Source organism: Nocardia brasiliensis, from assembly GCF_011801125.1.
Taxonomy (GTDB): domain Bacteria; phylum Actinomycetota; class Actinomycetes; order Mycobacteriales; family Mycobacteriaceae; genus Nocardia; species Nocardia brasiliensis_C.
The window spans coordinates 6,412,653-6,434,826 of sequence record NZ_CP046171.1; the positions used below are offsets into that span (position 1 = coordinate 6,412,653).

The 22,174-nt window shown below is 68.0% G+C and carries 22 protein-coding genes and 1 pseudogene; 8 read left to right on the forward strand and 15 right to left on the reverse strand.

The genetic code is table 11. From position 1 onward, the window contains the following. Window positions 1-267: 267 nt before the first annotated feature. From F5X71_RS29115 to F5X71_RS29125, 3 genes are all read left to right on the forward strand, one after another. Window positions 268-972 carry a helix-turn-helix domain-containing protein gene (locus F5X71_RS29115; RefSeq protein WP_167464876.1) on the forward strand — a complete coding sequence of 235 codons (705 nt, stop codon included), beginning with the start codon at window positions 268-270 and terminating at the stop codon, window positions 970-972. Window position 973: 1 nt separating this feature from the next. Beyond that, a complete protein-coding gene (locus tag F5X71_RS29120; protein WP_167464877.1) occupies window positions 974-1,405 on the forward strand; it encodes a hypothetical protein in 432 nt (143 codons plus the stop codon). Window positions 1,406-1,473: 68 nt separating this feature from the next. Continuing rightward, complete coding sequence (locus F5X71_RS29125) at window positions 1,474-1,998, forward strand: hypothetical protein (RefSeq protein WP_167464878.1); 525 nt, start codon at window positions 1,474-1,476, stop codon at window positions 1,996-1,998. A 118-nt stretch (window positions 1,999-2,116) separates the two neighbouring features. Here F5X71_RS29125 and hpf read toward each other — a convergent pair whose 3' ends face one another. The 7 genes from hpf to ahcY all read right to left on the reverse strand — a co-directional run bounded on the left by hpf (window position 2,117) and on the right by ahcY (window position 10,513). After that, entirely contained in the window at window positions 2,117-2,809 is a 693-nt protein-coding gene (gene hpf, locus F5X71_RS29130; RefSeq protein ID WP_167464879.1) for a ribosome hibernation-promoting factor, HPF/YfiA family, read from the reverse strand. A gap of 244 nt (window positions 2,810-3,053) precedes the next feature. Continuing rightward, on the reverse strand, window positions 3,054-3,698 hold the full coding sequence (locus F5X71_RS29135) for a ComF family protein (RefSeq protein ID WP_167464880.1): 645 nt from the start codon (window positions 3,696-3,698) through the stop codon (window positions 3,054-3,056). Between the two features lie 39 nt (window positions 3,699-3,737). Next, window positions 3,738-5,552, reverse strand: coding sequence for an MtrAB system accessory lipoprotein LpqB (lpqB, locus tag F5X71_RS29140; RefSeq protein ID WP_167464881.1), 1,815 nt, complete (start codon window positions 5,550-5,552; stop codon window positions 3,738-3,740). Beyond that, window positions 5,549-7,384 carry an MtrAB system histidine kinase MtrB gene (gene mtrB / locus F5X71_RS29145; RefSeq protein ID WP_167464882.1) on the reverse strand — a complete coding sequence of 612 codons (1,836 nt, stop codon included), beginning with the start codon at window positions 7,382-7,384 and terminating at the stop codon, window positions 5,549-5,551. Before mtrB ends, lpqB begins: the two co-directional genes overlap by 4 nt. Before the next feature lie 73 nt (window positions 7,385-7,457). Further along, window positions 7,458-8,135, reverse strand: coding sequence for an MtrAB system response regulator MtrA (gene mtrA, locus F5X71_RS29150; protein WP_014987817.1), 678 nt, complete (start codon window positions 8,133-8,135; stop codon window positions 7,458-7,460). Between the two features lie 78 nt (window positions 8,136-8,213). Next, on the reverse strand, window positions 8,214-8,861 hold the full coding sequence (locus tag F5X71_RS29155) for a dTMP kinase (RefSeq protein WP_167464883.1): 648 nt from the start codon (window positions 8,859-8,861) through the stop codon (window positions 8,214-8,216). Between the two features lie 167 nt (window positions 8,862-9,028). Further along, window positions 9,029-10,513, reverse strand: a complete 1,485-nt coding sequence (gene ahcY, locus F5X71_RS29160; protein WP_167464884.1) for an adenosylhomocysteinase — start codon at window positions 10,511-10,513, stop codon at window positions 9,029-9,031. A gap of 100 nt (window positions 10,514-10,613) precedes the next feature. Here ahcY and F5X71_RS29165 point away from each other — a divergent pair, with 100 nt between their 5' ends. Then, the gene (locus tag F5X71_RS29165) at window positions 10,614-11,660 is read left to right on the forward strand and encodes a glycerophosphodiester phosphodiesterase (protein WP_428981410.1); all 1,047 of its coding nucleotides are present in this window, start codon (window positions 10,614-10,616) and stop codon (window positions 11,658-11,660) included. Window positions 11,661-12,069: 409 nt separating this feature from the next. On the opposite strand, the pseudogene F5X71_RS29170 reads toward F5X71_RS29165, so the two are convergent. The 8 genes and pseudogenes from F5X71_RS29170 to cofD all read right to left on the reverse strand — a co-directional run. After that, window positions 12,070-13,212 (reverse strand): annotated as a pseudogene (locus tag F5X71_RS29170) (alkane 1-monooxygenase); the annotation flags it as partial. Between the two features lie 189 nt (window positions 13,213-13,401). Beyond that, window positions 13,402-14,022, reverse strand: coding sequence for a TetR/AcrR family transcriptional regulator (locus tag F5X71_RS29175; protein ID WP_167464885.1), 621 nt, complete (start codon window positions 14,020-14,022; stop codon window positions 13,402-13,404). A gap of 40 nt (window positions 14,023-14,062) precedes the next feature. Next, the gene (locus F5X71_RS29180) at window positions 14,063-14,245 is read right to left on the reverse strand and encodes a rubredoxin (protein ID WP_167464886.1); all 183 of its coding nucleotides are present in this window, start codon (window positions 14,243-14,245) and stop codon (window positions 14,063-14,065) included. Beyond that, the gene (locus F5X71_RS29185) at window positions 14,242-14,415 is read right to left on the reverse strand and encodes a rubredoxin (protein ID WP_167464887.1); all 174 of its coding nucleotides are present in this window, start codon (window positions 14,413-14,415) and stop codon (window positions 14,242-14,244) included. Before F5X71_RS29185 ends, F5X71_RS29180 begins: the two co-directional genes overlap by 4 nt. Continuing rightward, window positions 14,415-15,653 carry an alkane 1-monooxygenase gene (locus F5X71_RS29190; RefSeq protein ID WP_167464888.1) on the reverse strand — a complete coding sequence of 413 codons (1,239 nt, stop codon included), beginning with the start codon at window positions 15,651-15,653 and terminating at the stop codon, window positions 14,415-14,417. Before F5X71_RS29190 ends, F5X71_RS29185 begins: the two co-directional genes overlap by 1 nt. Window positions 15,654-15,835: 182 nt before the next feature. After that, on the reverse strand, window positions 15,836-16,354 hold the full coding sequence (locus F5X71_RS29195; RefSeq protein WP_167464889.1) for an NUDIX hydrolase: 519 nt from the start codon (window positions 16,352-16,354) through the stop codon (window positions 15,836-15,838). A gap of 15 nt (window positions 16,355-16,369) precedes the next feature. Next, window positions 16,370-17,725 (reverse strand): coenzyme F420-0:L-glutamate ligase, encoded by a 1,356-nt coding sequence (locus F5X71_RS29200; RefSeq protein ID WP_167464890.1) that lies wholly within the window; start codon window positions 17,723-17,725, stop codon window positions 16,370-16,372. Continuing rightward, complete coding sequence (gene cofD, locus F5X71_RS29205; RefSeq protein ID WP_238815534.1) at window positions 17,722-18,861, reverse strand: 2-phospho-L-lactate transferase; 1,140 nt, start codon at window positions 18,859-18,861, stop codon at window positions 17,722-17,724. The genes F5X71_RS29200 and cofD overlap by 4 nt, the downstream gene beginning before the upstream one ends. Window positions 18,862-19,242: 381 nt before the next feature. Here cofD and F5X71_RS29210 point away from each other — a divergent pair, with 381 nt between their 5' ends. From F5X71_RS29210 to F5X71_RS29225, 4 genes are all read left to right on the forward strand, one after another. Further along, the gene (locus F5X71_RS29210) at window positions 19,243-19,476 is read left to right on the forward strand and encodes a WhiB family transcriptional regulator (RefSeq protein WP_029901515.1); all 234 of its coding nucleotides are present in this window, start codon (window positions 19,243-19,245) and stop codon (window positions 19,474-19,476) included. 202 nt (window positions 19,477-19,678) lie between these two features. After that, entirely contained in the window at window positions 19,679-20,158 is a 480-nt protein-coding gene (locus tag F5X71_RS29215; RefSeq protein WP_167464891.1) for a metallopeptidase family protein, read from the forward strand. A gap of 137 nt (window positions 20,159-20,295) precedes the next feature. Continuing rightward, complete coding sequence (locus F5X71_RS29220; RefSeq protein ID WP_167466833.1) at window positions 20,296-20,676, forward strand: DUF3499 domain-containing protein; 381 nt, start codon at window positions 20,296-20,298, stop codon at window positions 20,674-20,676. A 53-nt stretch (window positions 20,677-20,729) separates the two neighbouring features. Next, a complete protein-coding gene (locus F5X71_RS29225) occupies window positions 20,730-22,106 on the forward strand; it encodes a phosphomannomutase/phosphoglucomutase (protein ID WP_167464892.1) in 1,377 nt (458 codons plus the stop codon). Window positions 22,107-22,174: the final 68 nt, after the last annotated feature.

Below are 22,174 nucleotides of genomic sequence, written 5' to 3' on the forward strand. Positions count from 1 at the left end.
ACCGTCGACCCCCTTCGCCGACGGTGACCCGTGCGCAGCGGCGATCCCCTCCACCGTCGCTGTGACCCGGCCCGCCACGCGCCGTTGCGCGACAGACCGGAGGCGCCCGTTCCGACGAACGCCCCTGCTCGTCCCGGAACACTCCGCAAGACCGATGTCGGCTGAAAATTCGGCGCGTCAGAACAGTAGCAATATTTGCACTGATTTTTCAAACTTTTTCTATTGATTTGCTTTCCAGCACCGTGGCGCTCTACCCTGAAGCGCACTATGCATAGCCCTTCGGAGCTGTCGCGGCGCCAGAAGCGATTCGGCCGAATCATCAAGGAGCGCCGAGACGAGCTCGGCCTCACGCAGTTACAGATCGGCGACCTCGGGGGACCTTCGGCACCGACGATCCGCAAGATCGAGGACGGCGACGCCGCGATCAGCACGACCACGCTGAACAAACTCGATGCGCCGCTGCGCTGGTTGCCCGGCAGTGCCGCGCGCACCTACGCGGGCGGCACCCCGGCCGCCGACGAGCCCGTGTCCGCACGGCAGCCCGGCGAGTCCGTCGTGGCCGGACCCGACTCGATCCGCTTCGAACTCGCCGACCTCACCGGTCTGCTCGCGGCCGCTGGCCGGCTCAACGACGCGGTCGAGCACGGCAGGACCACCGACCCGCAGGTGGTCACCGCGATCAGCGAACTCAACCAGGTGGTCTCGAAGCTGTCGGCGCGCTACGCGACCGCCATGCTCGAACGCAACGGCGGACCGGGCAGGCAGCTGCATCCGCTCGTGGAGATGGCCTTCGCGCACCTGCTCGAGGTGCCCGCCGAAACCAGTGACCCCACCGAACTTCAGGAACGGCGATACCGGCGGTGGCTGGCCGGACGATCGGAGGATGTCGATGCTGCGACAGAAGCACAGTTCCGGGCACGCTGGCTGGCGGCCAACGTGGATACGACCGCGAGTCGAAACGGCGGGTACTGAGGTGACGGAGAAGACCGACGAAGCGCCGAGCGGCGCGACTCTCACACTGAGTCACAAGATCAATCGACTGTTCGCCGTCGTGCATCCCCGCTCGGCCCCCGAGCGCAGCACCGCGACGGTCGCCGCGCAGGCGGGCGGCTACCTCGGCCGCGAGATCGACCCCGCCTACCTGGAACGACTGCGCAGGGGCGAGTTCGACGCCGCGCTGCCCGGCACGGCAGTCGAACTCGACGTACTCGCGGCGATCGCCAAGAGCTTCGGCGTCGCGGCGGACTACCTGACCACCTCGGGCCCGATGGCCGGGGCCATCGACCGGGAACTCGAGCTGCTCGCCACCATGCGCGACGCCAATGTGTCGAGCATCGCGCTGCGCGGTTCCAATGTCGACCAATCCATCCTGGCCAGGATCATCGAGAGCACAGACCGCGACTGACCGACAAGTCAGTCGGTAATATCGTGGCCTACATGGGGGCACTGAGCTTGCTGTAGGAGAGAAATCGCATGGCCATGCAGGCCCGCTTCCGGAACCTCACCCGGGAGGTCCCGATACCGCACCCGTGGAATCTGTCGCGCTATCTCGACGACGTCGCGGCCTATCGCGGCCGGCCGATCAGCCTGCTACCGATCGACACCGCCCTGCTCGCGGGCACCGGATGCGGCACGGGCAGCGGCCTGTGGATCGCCAAGCAGGACAGCGACGTGATCGTCTACGGCGCCGACACCACCGAATGGCACGCCGAGCACATCATCGTGCACGAACTCGGCCACATGCTGCTCGGCCACGGCCCGGAGCAGCCCACCGCGGGCGGACCGGACCCGGCCGCGCCCACCGTCGCCGCGGTCGCCGAGCTGCTGCCCTCCATCTCCCCCGAATCGATCGCGCATGTGCTCGGCCGCACCGACTATGGCACCAGCCGCGAACGCGACGCCGAGACCTTCGCCGACATGGTGATGCTGCACGCCATGCGCCCGCCCCGTCGCGATTCGCTGCTGCACCGGACGTTCTTCCGCGACCGCCGTCGGTGAGCGCGGCTCGTCACGGTGAGCGGATTGTCTTGCGGGAAAAGGGATTCCGATCGGATCCGCGTCTCCGGGCATTCAGCACGCGCTGAACGCCCGGAGCGGCGGTAGCATTGCGAGCCTGCTACGCGAGCCGGATGAGGCCGTAGTCGAAGGCGTGCCTGCGATAGACCACCGACGGTCGGTCGGTTTCGCGGTCTTGGAAGAGGAAGAAGTCGTGACCGACGAGTTCCATCTGGTAGAGGGCGTCGTCGACGGACATGGGGGTCGCGGTGTGCACCTTGGTGCGGACGATGTGTCCGGGGCCCGCCGCGTATTCGGAGTTCTCCGGTGTGGTCTCGGCGCGGTGGTCACCGCCGTCGGGGTGCTCGTGCGCGGCCGCCGAGCCGTTCGGCAGCGCGAACAGCGACTCGTCCACCAGATCGGCGGTGGCCTGGGCGACCGAGACCGGGGTCTTGTCGCCGTAGTGCACCCGGCGCCGGTCCTTGGTGCGGCGCAGCCTGCTCTCCAGCTTCGCGGTCACCGATTCGAGGGCGGCATAGAAGCTGTCGGCGCACGCCTCGGCGCGGACGATCGGTCCCTTGCCGCGTGCGGTGATCTCGACGCGCTGACAACTCTTGCGCTGCCTACGGTTTCGCTCGTGGAACAGCTCGACGTCGAAGATGAAGATCGACGGGTCGAAGCGTTCGAGCCTGGAGAGTTTCTCCGCGACATAGATTCGGAAGTGATCCGGCACCTCGACGTTGCGCCCCTTGACCACGACGTCGGCACGCGGCGCCCTTGGTCGATCGGCAACGGGTTGCTCGGTCATGTCCATGGTGCGATCGTCGAGCACCGAGGAACCAGCATCTTGCACTGAAGGTCGTGAAGAAGTCGTCACGCGTACCTCCCGGATATGGCCGCACAGGCGAACCGCGTGCGGCGGGATGAGCCGTGCCGATCGAGAATCTCTCGGCACATGTTGTCCGAGGCGCCACCTCCAAACTCCCGGTTCGGGTGTGTGATCGCGACGCTAGTACGACATTCGGGACTGCGCCAGTGTTCACGCAAATTTCCCGGAGTCAAGCAGCACAGGTAACCAATACGGCACGTGTCCGCACTCCCGTCCGAGCCAGCGCGCGCACCGACTCCCGCACCGTCGCCCCGGTCGTCAGCACATCGTCCACCACCACTACCTCGGCGTTTTCCGCGATCTCGCACAGCATCGAAGAACCGGGTACGGTGGTCACCCTGTCCTGCAGATTGTGTGCGCGCTCACGGGGCGTCAAGCCCACCGAATCCCGCACACCCCACCACACCCGCAGCGCGGATACCATCCGGCTATCGGGAAGCAAACTCACGGCTACCTTCGTCGCGGCCACCACCGGATCACCGCCGCGCCGTCGTGCGGCCGCCCGGCGACTCGGCGCGGGCACGAGCACCAGCGGTCGATCGCGGGCCCGCAGCCACGCCAGCGCGTCGGCCAGTCCCCGGCCGATCGGCCCCGCCAGATCGGTGCGCCCACTCTCCTTGGCCGCCAACACCGCTCGCCGCGCCGGGCCCGCATAGGGCCCGAGCGCCCAGCACGGCACGCCGGGATCGTGTCGTGGCCGCACCCGGATCGGCGGACCGGCCAGCGCGACCGCACAGGCGGCGCACCAGCCGAGGCCGGGCAGGCCACAGCCGACACAGGCGGTGGGCAGGATCAGATCGAGCAGGGTGCGCACGGTCCGAGTCTGCGCGCACCCACCGACACGGCGCGGCGATCAGCCGGGTAGCACCGGGACGGCGTTCGCGCCGAGCCCCGGCACCTCACGCCAATACGGTTCGCGCTCCTCGGGATTGGTGGTCAACTCCAGCACCGCACGGGAATCGGCGGCGTACTGGTGCTCCGGCGAGGCACTGACCTGCCGCACCGGCGTGGTCAGGTTCCGGCTCGTGTAGGCCTGCGAGCCCGACCCGTCGATCGAGACCGCGCCGATCGGATCGAGATTGCCCTCCCGCGCGATGATCAAGCGATCGCTGCCGTACCAGGACACCGAGACCGCAGGCGAGCTCGAGTCGACCCCGACCGGCAGCGGTGAGGTCAGCGCGTAGCCGCCGCCCGGCTTGGGCACCGTCACCGCGACATAGACCTTGCCGTCGGCGATCAGTGCGGCACGCACACCGGTCCGGGAGATCCGCAGCTCGGTGATCGGCAGCCGGAACGCCGAGCCGGAACCGCCGGTGAGCGCCGAGATGTCGACGTCCTGCACCGAGACGGTGCCGGTGGACCGATCGTTGACCGCGCGCACCACCCGATCGCCGTCGATCACCGCCCAGGCGGCGGTGCCGTCCACGTTCCAGGACGGCCGGGTGATGGTGCCGCCCTCGGCGACCGGAATCGCGTTGCCGCCGTAGGTGCCGACCATCAGGGTGCGCGGCAGTTCGGGCGCGGGCCTGCCCGCGTCGGCCACCCCGGCCACCAGCTGACCGTCCGGCGAAACCGCCGCGGACACCAGGTTGTTCACCGCGCCGAAGTAGCCGGGCGCGGCCGTGACCGCGCCGGTGGTCGCGACCTGGACCAGCGTGCCGCCGCGCAGCGCGTGCAGGCCGACCTGGTTGCGCCCGCTCACCGCCGAGCTGAACTGCTGCACGTCGGCGACGGCCCAGCCGCTCGCCGAGAAGCGATCGTCGAGCGGTTTGCCGTCGGCCAGCAGCACATACGGGCCGATGATGTCCGCACCCGCCAGGGTGAGCACCACCTGTGCGGCCAGCAGCTCGCGCTCGCGCGGGGCCAGCGCGGAGGCGCCCGTGAAATCGACCCGTACCCCACCGACACCGACCCCGACGCCTTCCGGGTCGCCGTTGGCCTTGGTGATCGGTTCGCGCAGGGTGATCGGCAGCGCCAGCTCGTTGCGCAGCACCGGGGCCAGCGCGGGCTGGGTGCCCGCGTTGAGCATGCTGAGCAGCTGCTTGGTCAGCTGTGCCTTCGGCACCGAGACCCAGCGCAGGTCGGGCACGACCGAGCTGCTGGACGGGTCGACGAAGTAGAGCACGTAGCGCCGGTACCACTTGAGGAACGCGACCGAGTCCATCACCACGCCGTCGGGCAGCTCGTCGATGCGCCACTCGTTGTTGACCCGGATCATCTCGATCTTGTTCTCGAGCGGATCGGCGGTCGCCTGGTAGGAGCCGTCGGGCTTGAGCTCGCCGACCTTGCGTGCGCGCACCCGATAGGTCGCCTTGTCTCCGGAACGCGACTCGCGCAACGTATCCGGCTTCTCCACGATGGTGATGCCGACGGCGTCGTCCCAGTGCGACGCGGCCGAGGGCGTCATGAACTGCCGGGCCGCCAGGTGCCCGTTGGCGGGATCGGCGGTGGCGGAGAGGAAGTCGCGCAGCAGCAGGTCCGGGTCGCGCCCCTGCTGCGGCTGCGGCGGGCCCTCGGAGGTGGGTTCCCGGTTGATGGTGCCCAGTGCCTGTGGCGCCGAGGATTCGGGCAGGCTCGCGCAGCCGGAGAGCACGACGAGCGCGGCGACCGCGGCCGCGCCGAACGCGAACAGCCGCTGCTTGCGCGCAGAACCGACTCGCATGCTCATAACGGTACGTCCCCGGGTCTGCGCGCCGGATCCGCACCCGGCGGTGTCGATTCGTCGTCCGGCCCGGCCGTATCGGACCCGGCCACCGGGCTCGGCGCCACCACCGTCGAGCCGTTGCCCGAGGCGAAGACCGCGGTGCCGCCGGACGGGAAGGACACGGTCTCCCCCGGCGCGGCTTCGGGTTCCGGCTCGCTCGTGCTCGGCACGATCTCCAGCTCGGCCTGTCGAGCCGCCGCCTGCTTGCGCACCGGTTCCAGCGGCAGCGGGCTGGTACCGAGCTTCTTGCCGCGCACCAGCGGCAGCGTCAACCGGAAGCTCGCGCCCACGCCGACCTCGCCCCAGGCCTCGAGCCTGCCCTCGTGCAGGTTCGCGTCCTCGACGCTGATCGACAGGCCGAGGCCGGTGCCGCCGGAACGCCGCATCCGCGACGGATCCGAGCGCCAGAACCGGTTGAAGACCAGCTTCTCCTCACCGGGCCGCAGGCCGACGCCCTGATCGCGCACCACCACCGAGACCGCGTTGGCATCGAGGTCGCCGCGCATCCGGATCAGCACCGGCTTGCCCTCGCTGTGGTCGATGGCGTTGGCGAGCAGATTGCGCAGCACCCGCTCCACCCGGCGCGGGTCGACCTCGGCGACCAACGGTTCGTCCGGCATATCGATGACGACCTCGACGCCGGCGTCCTTGGCCAGGTGGCGCACGGTCGAGATGGCCGCCCGCGCGCACATGCGCACATCGAGCGATTCCACCTGCAGCTCCGCCACACCCGCGTCGTGGCGGCTGATCTCGAGCAGGTCGTTGAGCAGTCCCTCGAACCGGTCGAGCTCGTTGACCAGTAGTTCGGCGCTGCGCGCCAGGGCGGGATCGAGATCGTCGCTGCTGCCGTGGATCAGGTCGGCGGCCATCCGCACGGTGGTCAGCGGGGTACGCAGTTCGTGGCTGACGTCGGAGGTGAACCGGCGCTGCAGATTGCCGAATTCCTCGAGCTGGGTGATCTGGTTGGACAGGCTCTCGGCCATCTCGTTGAACGCCTGTGCCAGGCGGGCCATGTCGTCCTCGCCGCGCACCAGCATGCGTTCTTTGAGCCTGCCGTCGGCGAAGCGGCCCGCGATCCGGGCGGCCGACCGGATCGGCAGCACCACCTGCCTGGTGACCAGCGCGGTGATCGCGGCGAGCAGGACGAGCAGCACGATGCCGCCGATCATCATGGTGCCGCGCATCAGCGACAGGCTGCGCGCCTCACTGGCCAGCGGAAAGATCAGGTAGATCTCCAGCGTCGGCACGTCGACGCTCGGGCTGCCGATGATCAGCGCCTGGCCCTGGTACCAGCTCGAGTCCGAGATCGTGGTGAACTGCCTGCTGACCTGGCCGCGGCGCACGAAATTGCGCAGCTCGACGGGCACGTCCTGAATCGGGCCCGCGGTGAGTTCCTGCTGGCTGCCGTCCACCATCACCAGGGCGAGGTCGTAGCTGCCCGCGACACCGGTCTGCGGGCTGCCGCCGCTGGAGAGCGAGTTGCGCGCCTCGACCAGCCGGGTCTGGGTATTGGATTCCTGGATGTTCGACAGCTGCCCGTGCACCGCGTTACGGGCGCGCGCCATCTCCTCGACCGCGGCATTGATCTTGGTGTCCAGCATGCGGCTGGTGATCTGATCGGTCAGCACCACGCCGAGGATGGTGATCACGATCAGCGACAGGGTGATCGTGGAGACCGCGACACGCAGCTGCAACGACCGCTGCCACAGGTGCCCCAGCAGGACACCCAACTCGGCGAACCGGGCACCCGCTGCCGCCAGCGCCCGCTCCAGTTGGTTTCTGGAGCGACGGATCACGGCCGCGCCTCGACGGCGACCGGCACCGTCGTCCGTGCGAACGCGGCAGCCGTGACCCGTTCAACGCGGGTGCTCACGGTGGTCCAGCTTTGTAGCCGACACCACGGACGGTCAAGACGATCTCCGGATTCTCGGGATCCTTCTCGACCTTGGCGCGCAACCGCTGCACGTGCACGTTCACCAGTCGGGTATCGGCGGCGTGCCGGTAACCCCACACCTGCTCGAGCAGCACCTCGCGGGTGAACACCTGACGCGGCTTGCGGGCCAGCGCCACCAGCAGATCGAACTCCAGGGGAGTCAGCGAGATCTGCTGTCCGCCACGGGTCACCTTGTGCGCGGGCACATCGATGACGATGTCGGCGATCGAGAGCATTTCCGCCGGTTCGTCCTCGGTGCGGCGCAGCCTGGCGCGCACCCGGGCGACCAATTCCTTGGGCTTGAACGGCTTGACGATGTAATCGTCGGCGCCGGACTCCAAACCGAGCACGACGTCGACGGTGTCCGTCTTCGCCGTCAGCATCACGATGGGCACACCGGAATCCGCACGCAGCACTCGGCACACATCGATGCCGTTCATGCCGGGCAGCATCAGGTCCAGCAGCACCAGATCGGGGCGGATCTCCCGAACCGCCGCGAGGGCCTGTGTGCCGTCGCCGACCACATGCGGGTCGAACCCTTCCCCGCGCAAGACGATCGTGAGCATCTCAGCGAGCGCCATATCGTCGTCGACGACCAGAATCTTCGGCTTCATAATTACTATGTTGTCATCTCCCAGGCCAGGATCGGGTCGCCACGCCAACACTGGTACGAACCCGCCGCACATCTAACCCTATCGGGTAATCAAATCGGCTGATCGCGCGGCCAGCGTGGCTGGATCGTCACCGGATCGGAATGTCCACCACGGCCCGTACCAGTTCTGTTGGGCCAGCTCACGGTACACCGCGAGGGTGCGCTGCTGTAGGCGCGCGTCCCGCTCGTAGGCGTCGAGCGCCCTGCTGCTGTCGAGTTCGCCTCGGCGGCGGGCTCGTTCGGCCGCGAGTTCGGGCGAGACGTCGAGCAGCACCTGCGCCGCGGGCACGGGCATCGCGAAGCGCTCGTACTCCAATTCGCCTATCCAGCGCACGATTCTGCCGTCGGCGGACTGCTCGAGCCGGGCCGCGTTGTAGGCGGCGTTGGACGCGACGTACCGGTCGAGCAGGACGATGTCGTTGTCCGCCAACAACTTCGCCAGCTCGTCGCGGGCCTCGGCCCGGTCCAGCGCGAACAGCAGCGCCATCGCGTGCACCGAGGCCGCCAGATCGCCGTGCTCGCCGTGCAGGGCCTCGGCGGCCAGGTCGGCGTGCACCGAGCGGCCGTAGCGCGGAAACGCCAAGGAGGCGACCCGTAGTCCGTCCGCACGCAGCCGCGCGGTGACGGCGTCGGTCAACGTCCGCTTACCGGCACCGTCGAGCCCCTCGACCACAATCAACGCTCCCATGGCAGGCAGGGTACTCAGACCCCGCCCGCCGCGACCCGCCGGTGCATCCGTGCCTGCCGTGGCCCGCTACCCCGACGCGGCGACCGTTGCCACAGCAGTCACTGGCCGCGCGGTGGCAGACAAACGGCCGCCGAACCCGAGGTCCGGCGGCCGTGTGCGTCAATGGCTCAGTAGCGGTAGTGCTCCGGCTTGAACGGGCCGTCGACATCGACGCCGATGTACTCGGCCTGATCCTTGGTGAGCTTGGTCAGCGTGCCGCCGAGCGCTTCGACGTGGATCTTGGCGACCTTCTCGTCGAGGTGCTTGGGCAGGCGGTAGACCTCGTTGTCGTATTCGTCCGGCTTGGTCCACAGTTCGATCTGCGCGATCACCTGGTTGGAGAAGCTGTTCGACATCACGAACGACGGGTGGCCGGTGGCGTTGCCCAGGTTCAGCAGGCGACCCTCGGACAGCACGATGATCGACTTGCCGGACTCCTTGAACGTCCACAGGTCGACCTGCGGCTTGATGTTCAAACGCGTTGCGCCCGAACGCTCCAGCGCCGCCATGTCGATCTCGTTGTCGAAGTGACCGATGTTGCCGAGGATCGCCTGGTCCTTCATCGCCCGCATGTGGTCGAGGGTGATGATGTCCTTGTTACCGGTCGAGGTGATCACGATGTCGGCGTTGCCGATCGCCTGCTCGACAGTGACCACGTCGTAGCCGTCCATCAGCGCCTGCAGCGCGTTGATCGGGTCGATCTCGGTGACCTGCACCCGAGCGCCCTGTCCCGCAAGCGATTCCGCACAACCCTTGCCAACGTCGCCGTAGCCGCAGATCAGCACCTTCTTGCCGCCGATGAGCACATCGGTGCCGCGGTTGATGCCGTCGATCAGCGAGTGCCGGGTGCCGTACTTGTTGTCGAACTTGGACTTGGTGACCGAGTCGTTGACGTTGATCGCCGGGAACACCAGCTCACCGGCCGCCGCGAACTGGTAGAGCCGCAGCACACCGGTGGTGGTCTCCTCGGTGACGCCCTGCACCGACTCGGCGATGGCGCTCCACTTGCCCTTGTCGGACTCGAACCGCTCGCGCAGCAGGTTCAGGAAGACCTTGTACTCGGCCGAGTGGCTCTCGTCCTCCGGCGGCACCACGCCCGCCTTCTCGAACTGCGCGCCGCGCAGCACCAGCATGGTGGCGTCACCACCGTCGTCGAGGATCATGTTGGCAGGCTCATCCGGCCAGGTCAGCATCTGCTCGGCGGCCCACCAGTACTCCTCCAGGGTCTCGCCCTTCCAAGCGAAGACCGGGGTGCCCTTGGGCTCGTCGACGGTGCCGTTCGGGCCGACCACGACCGCGGCCGCGGCGTGGTCCTGGGTGGAGAAGATGTTGCAGGAGGCCCAGCGCACCTGCGCGCCCAGCGCCACCAGGGTCTCGATCAGCACGGCGGTCTGCACGGTCATGTGCAGCGAACCGGAGATGCGCGCCCCCTGCAGCGGCAGGACCTCGGCGTATTCGCGCCGCAGCGCCATCAACCCGGGCATCTCGTGTTCGGCGAGGCGGATCTCCTTGCGGCCGAATTCGGCCAGCGCCAGATCCGCCACCTTGAAGTCGATCCCGTTGCGGACGTCCGCGGTGAGTGAAGTTCGCGCGGGAAGTTCTGAGGTCGTCATAGCCTCTATCTGCCTCTCCTGGAAGTCGGTACCAACACGCAAGGCTAGTCGCTGGCGCGGCGGCTGGGTACACCGTACTCACCCTTGCTAGCTTGGCGCGATGCCGAACCTGCGCGCTATCGCCACGACCGCTGCCGTCGGGCTGTTCGTCCTTGGTCTGAGCACCGCGTGCACGAGCGAATCCGACTCGGCACCGGCTACTCCGTCGCGAACCGTCGACCTGCAAGCGCACCGCGGCGGACGCGGCCTCACCGTCGAGGAATCGCTGCCCGGCTTCGCCAAGGCGCTCGAACTCGGGGTCACCACGCTCGAGCTCGACATCGTGCTCACCGCGGACAAGATGCCGCTGATCTGGCACGACCCGACCATCCTCGCGACCAAGTGCGCCGACACCGCACCCGCGACGGTGGACGACCCGAAGTTCCCGTACGTGGGCAAGCTGGCGCACGAGCTGACCTACGCCCAGATCCAGACCCTGGACTGTGGGCGGACCCTGGCGGAGTACCCCGGCCAGCAGGGGTTGCCCGGCAACAAGATAGCGACGCTGCCCGAGTTGTTCGATCTGGTGAAGTCCTACCGCGGCGCGCACCCGCGCTACAACATCGAGACCAAGGTGGAAGCCGACCATCCCGAACAGTCCGCCGCGCCTGCGGAATTCGTGGACGTCATCCTGGCGACCGTGCGCGCGGCGGGCGAGACCGGCAATGTCGAGATCCAGAGCTTCGACTGGCGGACGCTGCCGCTGGTGCGCAAGGCCGCCCCGACCATCCCGCTGGTGGCGCTCTACGACGACACCACCTTCGTCGCGGGCTCGAAGTGGCTCGGGCCCATCCGATTCGAGGACTACGCCGACGATCCGCTCGGCGCGGTGCGCGCGCTCGGCGCCGACGTCGCCTCGCCCGGCTACTCGGTGCCCTACGGCCGCAAGGCGGGCGAACCGGGCTTCGCCCTGGTGGCGGACAAGGCCTACGTCGACCGCGCACACGAATTGCACCTGCGCGTGATTCCGTGGACGGTGAACGACAAGGCCACGATCGCCGCGCAGCTCGACACCGGGGTGGACGGCGTGATCACCGACTATCCGAATCGAATGCGAGAGGTGATGCAGGAGAAGGGATTACCCCTGCCTCCTGCCTATCACCGCTGAACCCGACCGCCCCGGCGCCGGGCGCTCACACCGCGCCCGACTCCGCCACGCTCGCCTCGACGACCTCTCTGCGCGCCGTCGATCCGTTGCGCTGTGCGACACCGTTGCGCTGCACGGCGCCATTGCACGGCGTGCCCACCGGCACACCACTTTCCACGACGCCACCGCCGCCCGCGGTGACCGCGCCGTCCGAGGTGACACCACTGCCCGAGGCGCCACCACGTTCGACAGCAGCGCCGTTGCCCGGCGTCGCTGCCACACCCTGCGCCGAACCCTCGGCCCGCGCCGCGTCCGACGACTGCCCGGCGCCGGCACTCGGCACCGCGTCGGCCACCGCACCGGCACCGGCCACCGCGCTGTCGGCTTGCGCCGCAGCACTATCCGGCGTGGCCCTGGTGACCCAGCCGCTGTAGCGCTCGAGCAGCTGACGCCGCTTGCGCGGATGAATGTTCGCGCGCGTGACGTCACCGTCGTAATGCTCGAGCACGCGATGGTCCATCACCGCCCGCCACAGCGGCGGAATTACCGCGAACAGGATCATTGTGGCGTATCCGGCCGGCAATTGCGGCGCCTGCATCGAACTGCGCAACGTCTGATACCGGCGGCCCGGATTGGCGTGATGATCGCTGTGCCGCTGCAAATGGAACAGGAAGATATTGGTGACGAGCCGGTCGCTGTTCCAGCTGTCCCGCGGCGAGCAGCGCGCGTAATTGCCGTTCGGGCGCTTCGCCCGCAGCAGTCCGTAGTGCTCGATGAAATTCACCGTCTCCAGCAGCGAGGCGCCGATCACCGCCTGCAGGATCAGCCACGGCAGGATGCCGATGCCGAACAGCGCCATCAGCCCGCCGAACAGCACCACGCTCATCGACCATGCCTGCAGGATGTGGTTGTGCACGCTGAACCAGCGCCGGTTCTTGCGCGCCAGGCGCGCCCGCTCCAGTTCGATGGCCGAGCGGAAGCTGCCGAACACGCTGCGCGGCAGGAACTCCCAGAGCGTCTCGCCGAGCCTGCCGCTGGCCGGATCCTCCGGCGTCGCCACTCTGACGTGGTGCCCGCGATTGTGCTCGACGAAGAAGTGGCCGTAGCACGACTGTGCCAGCGCCACCTTGGCCAGCCAGCGTTCGGCCTTCTCGACCCGGTGACCCAGTTCGTGCGCCGCGTTGATCCCGATGCCGCTGACGAAACCGAGGGTCGCGGCGAGGCCGAGCTTGTCGACCACGCTCAACTCGTGCCCGGCCCACATGTAGCAGGCGATGAGCAGGCCGATCAGCTGCACCGGCAGGAACAGGTAGGTGCACCACCGGTAGTACCGGTCATTGGACAGCAACTCGTAGTCTTCATCGCGCGGATTGGTGCCGTCCTCGCCGACAACCCAGTCCAGGACCGGGATGACGATCAGCACGATGATCGGACCGATCCACCAGAACACCCTCGCGCCGGTCTGCAACACGAGCTGCGAAGGCAGGAGGGCGCTCAGTGGAGCGATCAGGCCGAAAACCCATAAGTGTCGTTTGGGATCAGTTGATACCGTCGGTTTGCCAACCGTTTGCACGTTTCTCCCGCTAAATAGAACCCTATCTCCGATGTAGGAGAATAATTCCAGACTGTACGGCTGTTTCGCAGACTTCAGGGGATGAAACGTGACGAGGATTACAGCCTCGGCAGTTGGTTTTAAGCCCATTCATATGTTAGTGAAGCGTGGCTTACTTTCCGCTATCGGATAGAGCATCGAGCCGCTTCGCTACCGCTCGTTTCGGGCCGCGAGAATTGCCTCGACATAGGGGCTCAGCAACGCACTCAAATCCTCCGGCGCGTCTCGCCCCGGCCCCGGCGGGGTCGGGATGTAGCTCAGCGCGATGCGCACCAGCGCGTGCGCGACGACGTCGGATTCGGCGGGCGTCGCCGCGACCCAGCTGTGCTGGAACGCCAGCGCGAGCCGGGCGGTCGCGTGATCGAGCAACGGCCCGGCGTCGAGGGTGATCAGCCGCAGCAGATCCAGCTTCACCTCACCGGCGAGCAGCGAGCGCACCAGCGGATCGGCGGCGGCGTCGAGGAAGAAGTTGCGCATGCCGTCGCGAAACGCGGCGCGGGCATCACCGACATTGCCGGTGATGGCCGCGTCCACGTGATCGACCAGATCGTCGGCCAGGCGCAGCGCGTACGCCTGCGCGAGGCCGCTGCGGGAACCGAACTCGTTGTAGAGGGTCTGCCTGCTGACGCCCGCCCGGGCCGCCACGTCGCCGAGGGTGATCTTGGACCAATCCCGCTCGGTGAGCAGTTCGCGCATGGCGTCGAGGACCGACGTGCGCAGCAACTCCCGCGCGGCCTCCTGGTACGGGATGCGGGTTCCGGTGCGCGCCATACCCGCGACACTGTCACGGGCGGTTCCCGCAGTCAAAGCATCACGACCGCTCTATTTCGACCATATAGAAGTCCGCCTTCGCGGCGCCGCAGTCCGGACAGGTCCAATCATCGGGAATATCGTCCCAGCGGGTACCGGGCGCGATACCGTCGTCCGGCCAGCCTTTCGCCTCGTCGTATTCGAAACCACACTGAATACACTGAAAAAGTTTATATTCGTTCATCGCACCGCTCCCACCTGTTCGAAATCTATTTTTTCGCGCACGCCACAGTCCGGGCAGCACCAATCGTCCGGAATCACATCCCATCGGGTGCCCGCGGGAAATCCCTCGTGCGGATCGCCTTTCGCCTCGTCGTAAACGTAGGCGCAGACCGGACAGCGAAACCGATTCATCACGCCACCTCGCCGATCCCGTACCGGGCGAGCACCTTGTCGCGCTTGCGCGGATGGATGTTCGCGCGGGTGATGTCGCCGTCGTAGTGGGCGAGCACGCGCTTGTCCATCACACGCCGCCACAGCGGCGGGAAATAGGCGAGCAGGATCATGCTCGCGTATCCGCTCGGCAGGTTCGGCGCGCCGTCCCAGCTGCGCAGGGTCTGGTAGCGCCGGGTCGGGTAGGCGTGATGGTCGCTGTGCCGCTGCAGGTGGTAGAGGAAGATGTTGGTCACGATGTGGTCGCTGTTCCAGCTGTGCACCGGCGCGGGCCGCTCATAGCGTCCCGACGAACTCCGTTGCCGGACCAGGCCGTAATGCTCGAGATAGTTGACCGCCTCCAGCAGGCTGAAGCCCACCACCGCCTGCAACACCAGATACGGCAGCAGTTCGATGCCGAACACCGCGACGAGCACCGCGTAGAGCACCACCGACATCAGCCAGGCGCTCAACACCTCGTTCTTCAGGCTCCACGGCTTCTTGTCCAGCCGCCGCAATCGGGTCCGCTCCAAACGCAGCGATGAGGTCAGCCCGCCCCACACGGTGCGCGGCCAGAAGGCCCAGAAGGTCTCGCCGACCCGCGAACTCGCCGGATCCTCCGGCGTGGCGACGCGCACATGGTGGCCGCGATTGTGCTCGATATAGAAGTGGCCGTAGCACGACTGCGCCAGTGCGATTCTCGACAGCCAGCGCTCCAGACGCACCTTCTTGTGCCCCAATTCGTGCGCGGTATTGATGCCGATGCCGCCGATCATGCCGACGGTGATCGCGAGGCCGATCTTGTCGACCAGGTGCAGCCCGCCGTCGAACCCGAGCCAGCTCACCTCGTCCGCGGTGATCAGATAGCAGGCCATCAGCAGCGTCGCGTATTGGAACGGCAGATACAGATACGTCAGGTAGCGGTAGTACCTGTCGTGCTCCAGATACTCCATCACCTCGTCCGGCGGATTGTCGCCGTCGGGCCCGAAGAATATGTCCGCCAACGGAATCAGCACGTACACCAGGATCGGGCCCAGCCAGAACGGCACCTGCGCCAGCCGGTGCCAGCCGAGCGCGTTCAGCGCCAGGATCACCGGGATCCCGATGGTGAACAGGCCGGTGGGGGCGAACAACCCCCACAGCCACAAGTAGCGCTTGCGATCGCGCCAGTCCGGCGGCGCCGTCGGCTGCGCGGACGTGTCGGCTGCTGTCGTCGACATCGTTGTCTCCCATCCAAAGCGGCACGCCACATGTGACGTGCGTTACCTCCACTGTGGACATTAGAGATCGATTTGTCGTCTGTCTATACAAATCCATCGATTTGTAAAGCAGCAAGTCCGCGCGCAACGCGAACGCCCCGGTCAGGCACGGCCTGACCGGGGCGTCGGTACGTCGAGGGGTGTTAGCGCAGCAGCACGTCGGCGTTGTCCGGGAGCGCGTCGACCGGCCACCAGCGCAGGTCGGTGGACTCCGCACTGCGCACCGGCACCGCACCGGCCGGCGCGGTGATCCGGAACAGCAGATCCAGGTGCCTGGTCTGCCTGCCGAGCGAGCAGGTGATCGGATGCGCCTGCGCGCCGTAGAGCCCCGGCTCCAGGTGCAAGCCCGCGATGCCGGATTCCTCGGTCGCCTCGCGCAGCGCCGCGCCCGCGACGGTCTCGTCCGACTCCTCACAGTGCCCGCCGAGCTGGATCCAGCTGCCCACCCGAGGATGCAGGGTCAGCAATACCTCACGCGCGTCGTGGGAGTACACCACCGCCGAGGCGGTGATGTGGCCCGGCACGTGTTCACGCAGGCAGCCGCGCGGCGCCGAGCCGAGGAACGCGAGCATCGCCTCGCGCAGCGAGCGCTCGGAATCGACAGCGGGCGACCAGGATTCGAGCAGTGCGGTGGCCGAGTCATGCAGCGAGTCAGCACTCACCGGCGCACCGAACCCTCACAGCTCCACCAACCCGAAGTCGTTGCCGCGCACGGGCCGTGGCGTCAGCGGCTCGAGCGGGTGACCGACGGCGATGGCGCCCAACGGGTTCCAGTCCGCCGCCAGCCCGAGCACCTCGCGGGTGATCTCGGGAGTGAAGATCGTCGAGCCGATCCAGCAGCTGCCGAGCCCCTCGGTCGCCAGCGCGACGAGCAGTCCCTGCACCGCGGCGCCGACCGCGACGGTGAACATGGTGCGCTCGTTGGCCCTGCGCCGCTCGTCCGGATAGTCGTGCGCGCCGTCGGGCACACAGAACGGAATGATCACCTCGGGCGCGTGACGCAGGATGTCCCCGCGCGCGATCCGGCGCTCGATCCGTTCCGGGTCGAGGCCGTCGGCGGTCAGGTCGGCACGCCACTTGTCCGCCATCGCCGTGAGCAACCGCTCCCGCAGCCGCGCGTCACGCAGCCACACGAACCGCACGGGCCGAGTGTGATGCGGGGCGGGCGCGGTCAGCGCGACGGACACCGCGGCGCGCACCCGCTGCGGATCGACCGGCGTATCGGCGAACTGGCGCACCGATCGGCGCAGCAGCACCGCCTCGCGCCTGCCCTGCTCGATCGCCTCGGCGGTGCCGAGCCAGAACAGGTCGTCGGTGCCACCGCGTAACAGGTCAGCGGCCCTCGACCCGTCGTCGGTGATCGGCAGGCCGCGCACCACCGCGACCGGCACCCCGCCGAGCTTGCCCTTCACCAGATCCGCCGCGGCCGCCAGTTCGTCGGCGATCGCCACCTGGGTCACCTGCAGCTCGTTGCCCTGGCCGTCCACGGCGCCCGCGTAGTCGTGCAGCACCCGCAGCCCGGCGGACCCGATCGCGGTGTCGATCTGGCCGCTGCGCCACGCCCGGCCCATGGTGTCGGTGATGACCACGGCCACCTCGACACCGAGCCGCGCGGCCAGCTCCGCGCGCAACGCCTTGGCGCTGGCATCGGGATCGGCGGGCAGCAGCACCAATTCGCCCTGTTCCACATTCGAGCCGTCGATCCCGGACGCGGCCTGCACGATGCCGAGTTTGTTCTCGGTGATCAGGGTGCGGCCCTTGCGCGCGAGCACCCGCACCGCCTCCTGCTCGACCAGCGCGCGGCGCGCGGCGTCGCGCTCCTCCGGATCCAGCGGCGCGGCCACGATGCGGCCCTCGGCCTTGGCGACGATCTTGCTGGTGACCACCAGCACGTCACCGTCAGCCAGCCACGGCGCGGCGGCCGCGATGTGCTCGGCCAGCTCGTCACCGGGCCGGAACTCGGGCAGCCCGGTGATCGGCAGGATGCGCAGCTCTCCTGCCGCGTGATCGGTCACGGTGTGCTCCTCGGTCACGGCTTCACTCCCGCCAGGTCGAGCGCCTCGCGCACCATCTGCGCGGTGGTCGGCGGATCGGTCATCAGCAGCGGCACGCTGCGAACTTCGACACCCGGCACGTCCGCGGTGTCGGTGGAGTGGATCAGCCAGCCGTCCAAAATGCCTGTGGCAGAACGAGCTCCGTAGTACCGGCCGATCGCCTCCGCGGTGGTCTCGACGCCGATCACCGACAGGCACTCGTCGGCCATGCCGCGCAGCGGCTTGCCGTCGATCACGCCGGACACGCCGATCACCTTGGCGGTCGTGGTGCGCAGCGCGCCGCGAATTCCGGGCACCGCGAGGATGGCCCCGATGCTCACCACCGGGTTCGACGGTGCGAGCAAGACCACATCGGCGGACTCTATGATCTCGGTCACATTCGGCGCCGGTTTGGACTCTTCGGCCCCGATTGTGGCGAATCCATGGGTCTCGATGTTCGCGCGGTAGCGAACCCACCACTCCTGGAAATGGATCGCGCGACGTTCGCCAGGCTTGTCGGGGTCACTCACAACCACATGCGTTTCACACCGATCGTCGGTTGCCGGGATCAGTTTCACGCCCGGCTGCCACCGGTTGCAGAGCGCCTCGGTGACCGCGGAGAGCGGGTACCCCGCGCGCAGCATCTCGGTGCGCACCAGATGGGTGGCGATATCGCGATCCCCGAGGCCGAACCAGTCCGGTTGCGCGTGGTATTTCGCCAGCTCCTCCTTGGCGTGCCAGGTTTCGCCGACCCGGCCCCAGCCGCGCTCGGTGTCGATGCCGCCACCGAGGGTGTACATGCAGGTATCGAGGTCGGGGCAGATCCGGAGGCCGTGCATCCAGACGTCGTCACCGACATTCACGATCGCGGCGACGTCGGCCTCGGGCAGCAGCTCCCTGACCCCCTGCAGGAAACGCGCACCACCGACACCACCGACGAGAACGGCAATCCGCGGCCCGGTTACGGGCTCGGCATCCGCTTGATGAACAGTCACATCCGCACAGCCTATGCGTTGCCGGAGCGGGCGATGTTCATCGGATAGTTGCTGGTCATTTGCCCTAGTTCGCCTCAAGATCATCTTGGAAGGCGTTCGCGGATAGTAACGGAATAGCGACGGCGGCTTGACCATCGACACGTCCGGCGTGTCTAATCACAGTCATGTCATTTCGGGTTCGCGCGAGAGTTCAAGGCGCGAACGGCTTTTCGAACAGATGTTCGCATCGGAATGACAAGCTCGGGGACGTCCGCGGGACAACGTCGCGGGGTATGGCCGTCGGTAGGCGTGTTGGTCCGACGGAACGAATCATTCTGCGCTAACACACAGTGAGGAGGCGGAGCGATGGCCAACGAGATGGTCTCGCCGACCGATTCCACAGCAGGCGCAGCACGTGGCGTCTGCGCAGAAAACGGCTGGAAGGATCTAGAGGGGGGTGACGAAGTCTCGGCGCCCCGGGTCGACTCGGGCGACGAAGTCTCGCCGCCCCGGCTCAGCCTGGTCGTCACGGGCTTCGACGAGATGTTCGAATCCATCGAAGAGCAGTGGCAGGAGCGCGCCCTGTGCGCGCAGACCGATCCGGAGGCGTTCTTCCCGGAGAAGGGCGGCTCGACTCGCGAGGCGAAGCGGATCTGCATGGGCTGTGAGGTACGCGACGAGTGCCTGGAATACGCACTCGCCCACGATGAGCGGTTCGGCATCTGGGGCGGGCTCTCCGAGCGGGAGCGCCGCCGCCTGAAGCGCGGCATCGGCTAGTTCGCCCCCTCGGGATGACCCCCGAGTTATCCGAACGCGAGAACTCGCCACGGCGACAACGGATCTCGCCTCGACCCGGGTAGCTCCGGGGGTAGCCCCGCCCTGCGGCGGCAGGCCGCCCCACACCCCGGCGGCACGCCCCGCGACCTGCGCGGACCGCACTGGGTGCGCGGGCGCACCGCGCGCTGGCTAGTTTTATCTCATGGCACGTTCCCGCAATCGTCGTCCGCCGACCGCACGGTCGGTCATCCGCCGTGGTCGCGGGGTACGCGGACCGATGCTGCCGCCCACTGTGCCCGCCTGGCGCACCAGGGGACAGAAATTCGACCGGCTGGTGCTCGAGGCGTTCGCGCCGCTGGACACGCGCTGGCACGACCGGCTGACCAAGCTCGATATCGCCGTCGACGACGTGCCGAAAATCCGTCCGCTGCACCCCGATTCGGTCACCTGGCCGGACGAGGTGGTCGCCGACGGACCGGTGCCGCTGTCGCGGCTCATCCCGGCGGGCGTCGACCGGCACGGCGCGGCCACCCGCGCCCGCGTGGTGTTGTTCCGCAAACCGCTGGAGCTGCGCGCCAACGACCCCGACGATCTGGTCGACCTGTTGCGCGAGGTACTGGTCCAGCAGATCGCCACCTACCTCGGCGTCGACCCGGACGTGATCGACCCCGAACCGGAGTAGGCGACCGATCCGCCGCCGCCGCGACAACGAATGTCGTTGTGCGACACGCCCCTGCGTGCGGCAGTATTTGCCCGATTCCTGAGCGTGTCTATCCACATCGAGGCGCAAGGAGGGTTACTCTCATCGGCGTGATCCCCATGCGTCGTTGCTGCCGTCCAGGTTGCAAGAATCCGGCCGTCGCGACGCTCACCTATGTGTACTCGGACTCGACCGCCGTCGTCGGGCCGCTCGCCACCGTCGCCGAACCGCACTCCTGGGACCTGTGTGAAACCCACGGATCCCGCATCACCGCCCCGAAGGGCTGGGAGATGGTGCGCCACGAGGGCGGGTTCTCCTCCAGCACACCGGATGACGACGATCTGACCGCGCTCGCCGAGGCGGTGCGCGAGGCAGGCCTGCGCCGCCGCCCGCCGGAGCCGGAGCAGCGCGGCTATCGCGACTACGCGCCCCCGCCGCAGCGCACGACCCGCACCGGTCGTCGCGGCCACCTCCGGGTACTGCCCGACCCGCCGTCGTAGCGCAAACCAGGACCGGGTCAAGCCGTGTCCGCGGGGGCACTAGGGTGAAGGGCATGACTGTCGCCCGCACTGCCGAGTCCGTCAACGCGGTGATCAAGGCATACGACGTTCGCGGTGTGGTCGGCGAACAGATCGATGCCGAATTCGTCAGGGACATCGGTGCTTCGTTCGCCCGGCTGATGCGCGCCGAGGGCGCCGAACGCGCCGTCATCGGCCACGATATGCGCGAATCCTCCCCCGCGCTGTCCGAGGCCTTCGCCGACGGCGTGCTCGCCCAGGGACTCGACGTGGTGCACATCGGACTGGCCTCGACCGACCAGCTGTACTTCGCCTCGGGCCGGCTGGATTGCCCCGGCGCCATGTTCACCGCGAGCCACAACCCGGCGCGCTACAACGGCATCAAGATGTGCCGCGCGAAAGCCCTTCCGGTGGGCCAGGACACGGGCTTGGCCACCATCAAGGACGAGGTCGCCACGGGCGTGCCCGGCTACGACGGTCCGCGCGGCACCGAGACCAGGGTCGACCTGCTCGACGACTACGCGGCGTTCCTGCGCGGCCTGGTCGACCTCGGCGCGGTCCGCCCGCTCACCATCGCGGTGGACGCGGGCAACGGCATGGGCGGGCACACGGTGCCCGCGGTGTTCCGCACGCTGCCGCAGGTGACGATCGTGCCGCTGTACTTCGAGCTCGACGGCTCGTTCCCGAATCACGAGGCCAATCCGCTCGACCCCAAGAACCTGGTCGATCTGCAAGACCTGGTGGTCAAGTCCGGGGCCGACATCGGCCTCGCCTTCGACGGCGACGCCGACCGCTGCTTCGTAGTGGACGAGAAGGGCGACCCGGTCTCCCCCTCGGCGATCACCGCGCTGGTCGCCGAGCGCGAGCTGGCCAAGGAGCCGGGCGGGGTCATCATCCACAACCTGATCACCTCGCGCGCGGTGCCCGAGCTGGTGACCGAGCTCGGCGGCACCCCGGTGCGCACCAGGGTCGGTCACTCGTTCATCAAGCAGCAGATGGCCTCGACCGGCGCGGTGTTCGGCGGCGAACACTCGGCGCACTACTACTTCCGCGACTTCTGGGGCGCGGACTCTGGCATGCTCGCCGCGCTGCATGTGCTCGCCGCGCTCGGCGAGCGGCAGCGGCCGGTCTCCGAACTCATGGCGGCCTACGAAACCTACGCCGCCTCCGGCGAGATCAATTCCACCGTGGCCGACGCGCAGGAGCGGACCCTGGCCGTGGTGACGGCGTTCGAGAGCCGGACCATCGCGGTGGACCGGCTCGACGGCGTCACCGTGCAGCTCGCCGACGACGCCTGGTTCAATCTGCGCGCCTCCAACACCGAGCCGCTGCTTCGACTCAACGTCGAGGCCAGATCGCCGGAAGAAGTAGACGCACTCGTAACAGAGATTCTGCGCATCGTCCGGTCCTGACTGGAATAGTGGAATCAGGGCGGATGAAATCACAAGCTCAGGATTCGGCGCTCGGTCCAGTGGTCGGG

Bases quoted from the DNA above. Each gene is read 5' to 3' on its own strand.
- F5X71_RS29115 (WP_167464876.1), top strand. From the start codon at position 268: ATGCATAGCCCTTCGGAGCTGTCGCGGCGCCAGAAGCGATTCGGCCGA.
- F5X71_RS29125 (WP_167464878.1), top strand. From the start codon at position 1,474: ATGGCCATGCAGGCCCGCTTCCGGAACCTCACCCGGGAGGTCCCGATA.
- hpf (WP_167464879.1), bottom strand. From the start codon at position 2,809: ATGGACATGACCGAGCAACCCGTTGCCGATCGACCAAGGGCGCCGCGT.
- lpqB (WP_167464881.1), bottom strand. From the start codon at position 5,552: ATGAGCATGCGAGTCGGTTCTGCGCGCAAGCAGCGGCTGTTCGCGTTC.
- mtrA (WP_014987817.1), bottom strand. From the start codon at position 8,135: ATGAAGCCGAAGATTCTGGTCGTCGACGACGATATGGCGCTCGCTGAG.
- F5X71_RS29155 (WP_167464883.1), bottom strand. From the start codon at position 8,861: ATGGGAGCGTTGATTGTGGTCGAGGGGCTCGACGGTGCCGGTAAGCGG.
- ahcY (WP_167464884.1), bottom strand. From the start codon at position 10,513: ATGACGACCTCAGAACTTCCCGCGCGAACTTCACTCACCGCGGACGTC.
- F5X71_RS29165 (WP_428981410.1), top strand. From the start codon at position 10,614: ATGCCGAACCTGCGCGCTATCGCCACGACCGCTGCCGTCGGGCTGTTC.
- F5X71_RS29175 (WP_167464885.1), bottom strand. From the start codon at position 14,022: ATGGCGCGCACCGGAACCCGCATCCCGTACCAGGAGGCCGCGCGGGAG.
- F5X71_RS29180 (WP_167464886.1), bottom strand. From the start codon at position 14,245: ATGAACGAATATAAACTTTTTCAGTGTATTCAGTGTGGTTTCGAATAC.
- F5X71_RS29185 (WP_167464887.1), bottom strand. From the start codon at position 14,415: ATGAATCGGTTTCGCTGTCCGGTCTGCGCCTACGTTTACGACGAGGCG.
- F5X71_RS29190 (WP_167464888.1), bottom strand. From the start codon at position 15,653: ATGTCGACGACAGCAGCCGACACGTCCGCGCAGCCGACGGCGCCGCCG.
- F5X71_RS29210 (WP_029901515.1), top strand. From the start codon at position 19,243: ATGTTCGAATCCATCGAAGAGCAGTGGCAGGAGCGCGCCCTGTGCGCG.
- F5X71_RS29215 (WP_167464891.1), top strand. From the start codon at position 19,679: ATGGCACGTTCCCGCAATCGTCGTCCGCCGACCGCACGGTCGGTCATC.
- F5X71_RS29220 (WP_167466833.1), top strand. From the start codon at position 20,296: ATGCGTCGTTGCTGCCGTCCAGGTTGCAAGAATCCGGCCGTCGCGACG.
- F5X71_RS29225 (WP_167464892.1), top strand. From the start codon at position 20,730: ATGACTGTCGCCCGCACTGCCGAGTCCGTCAACGCGGTGATCAAGGCA.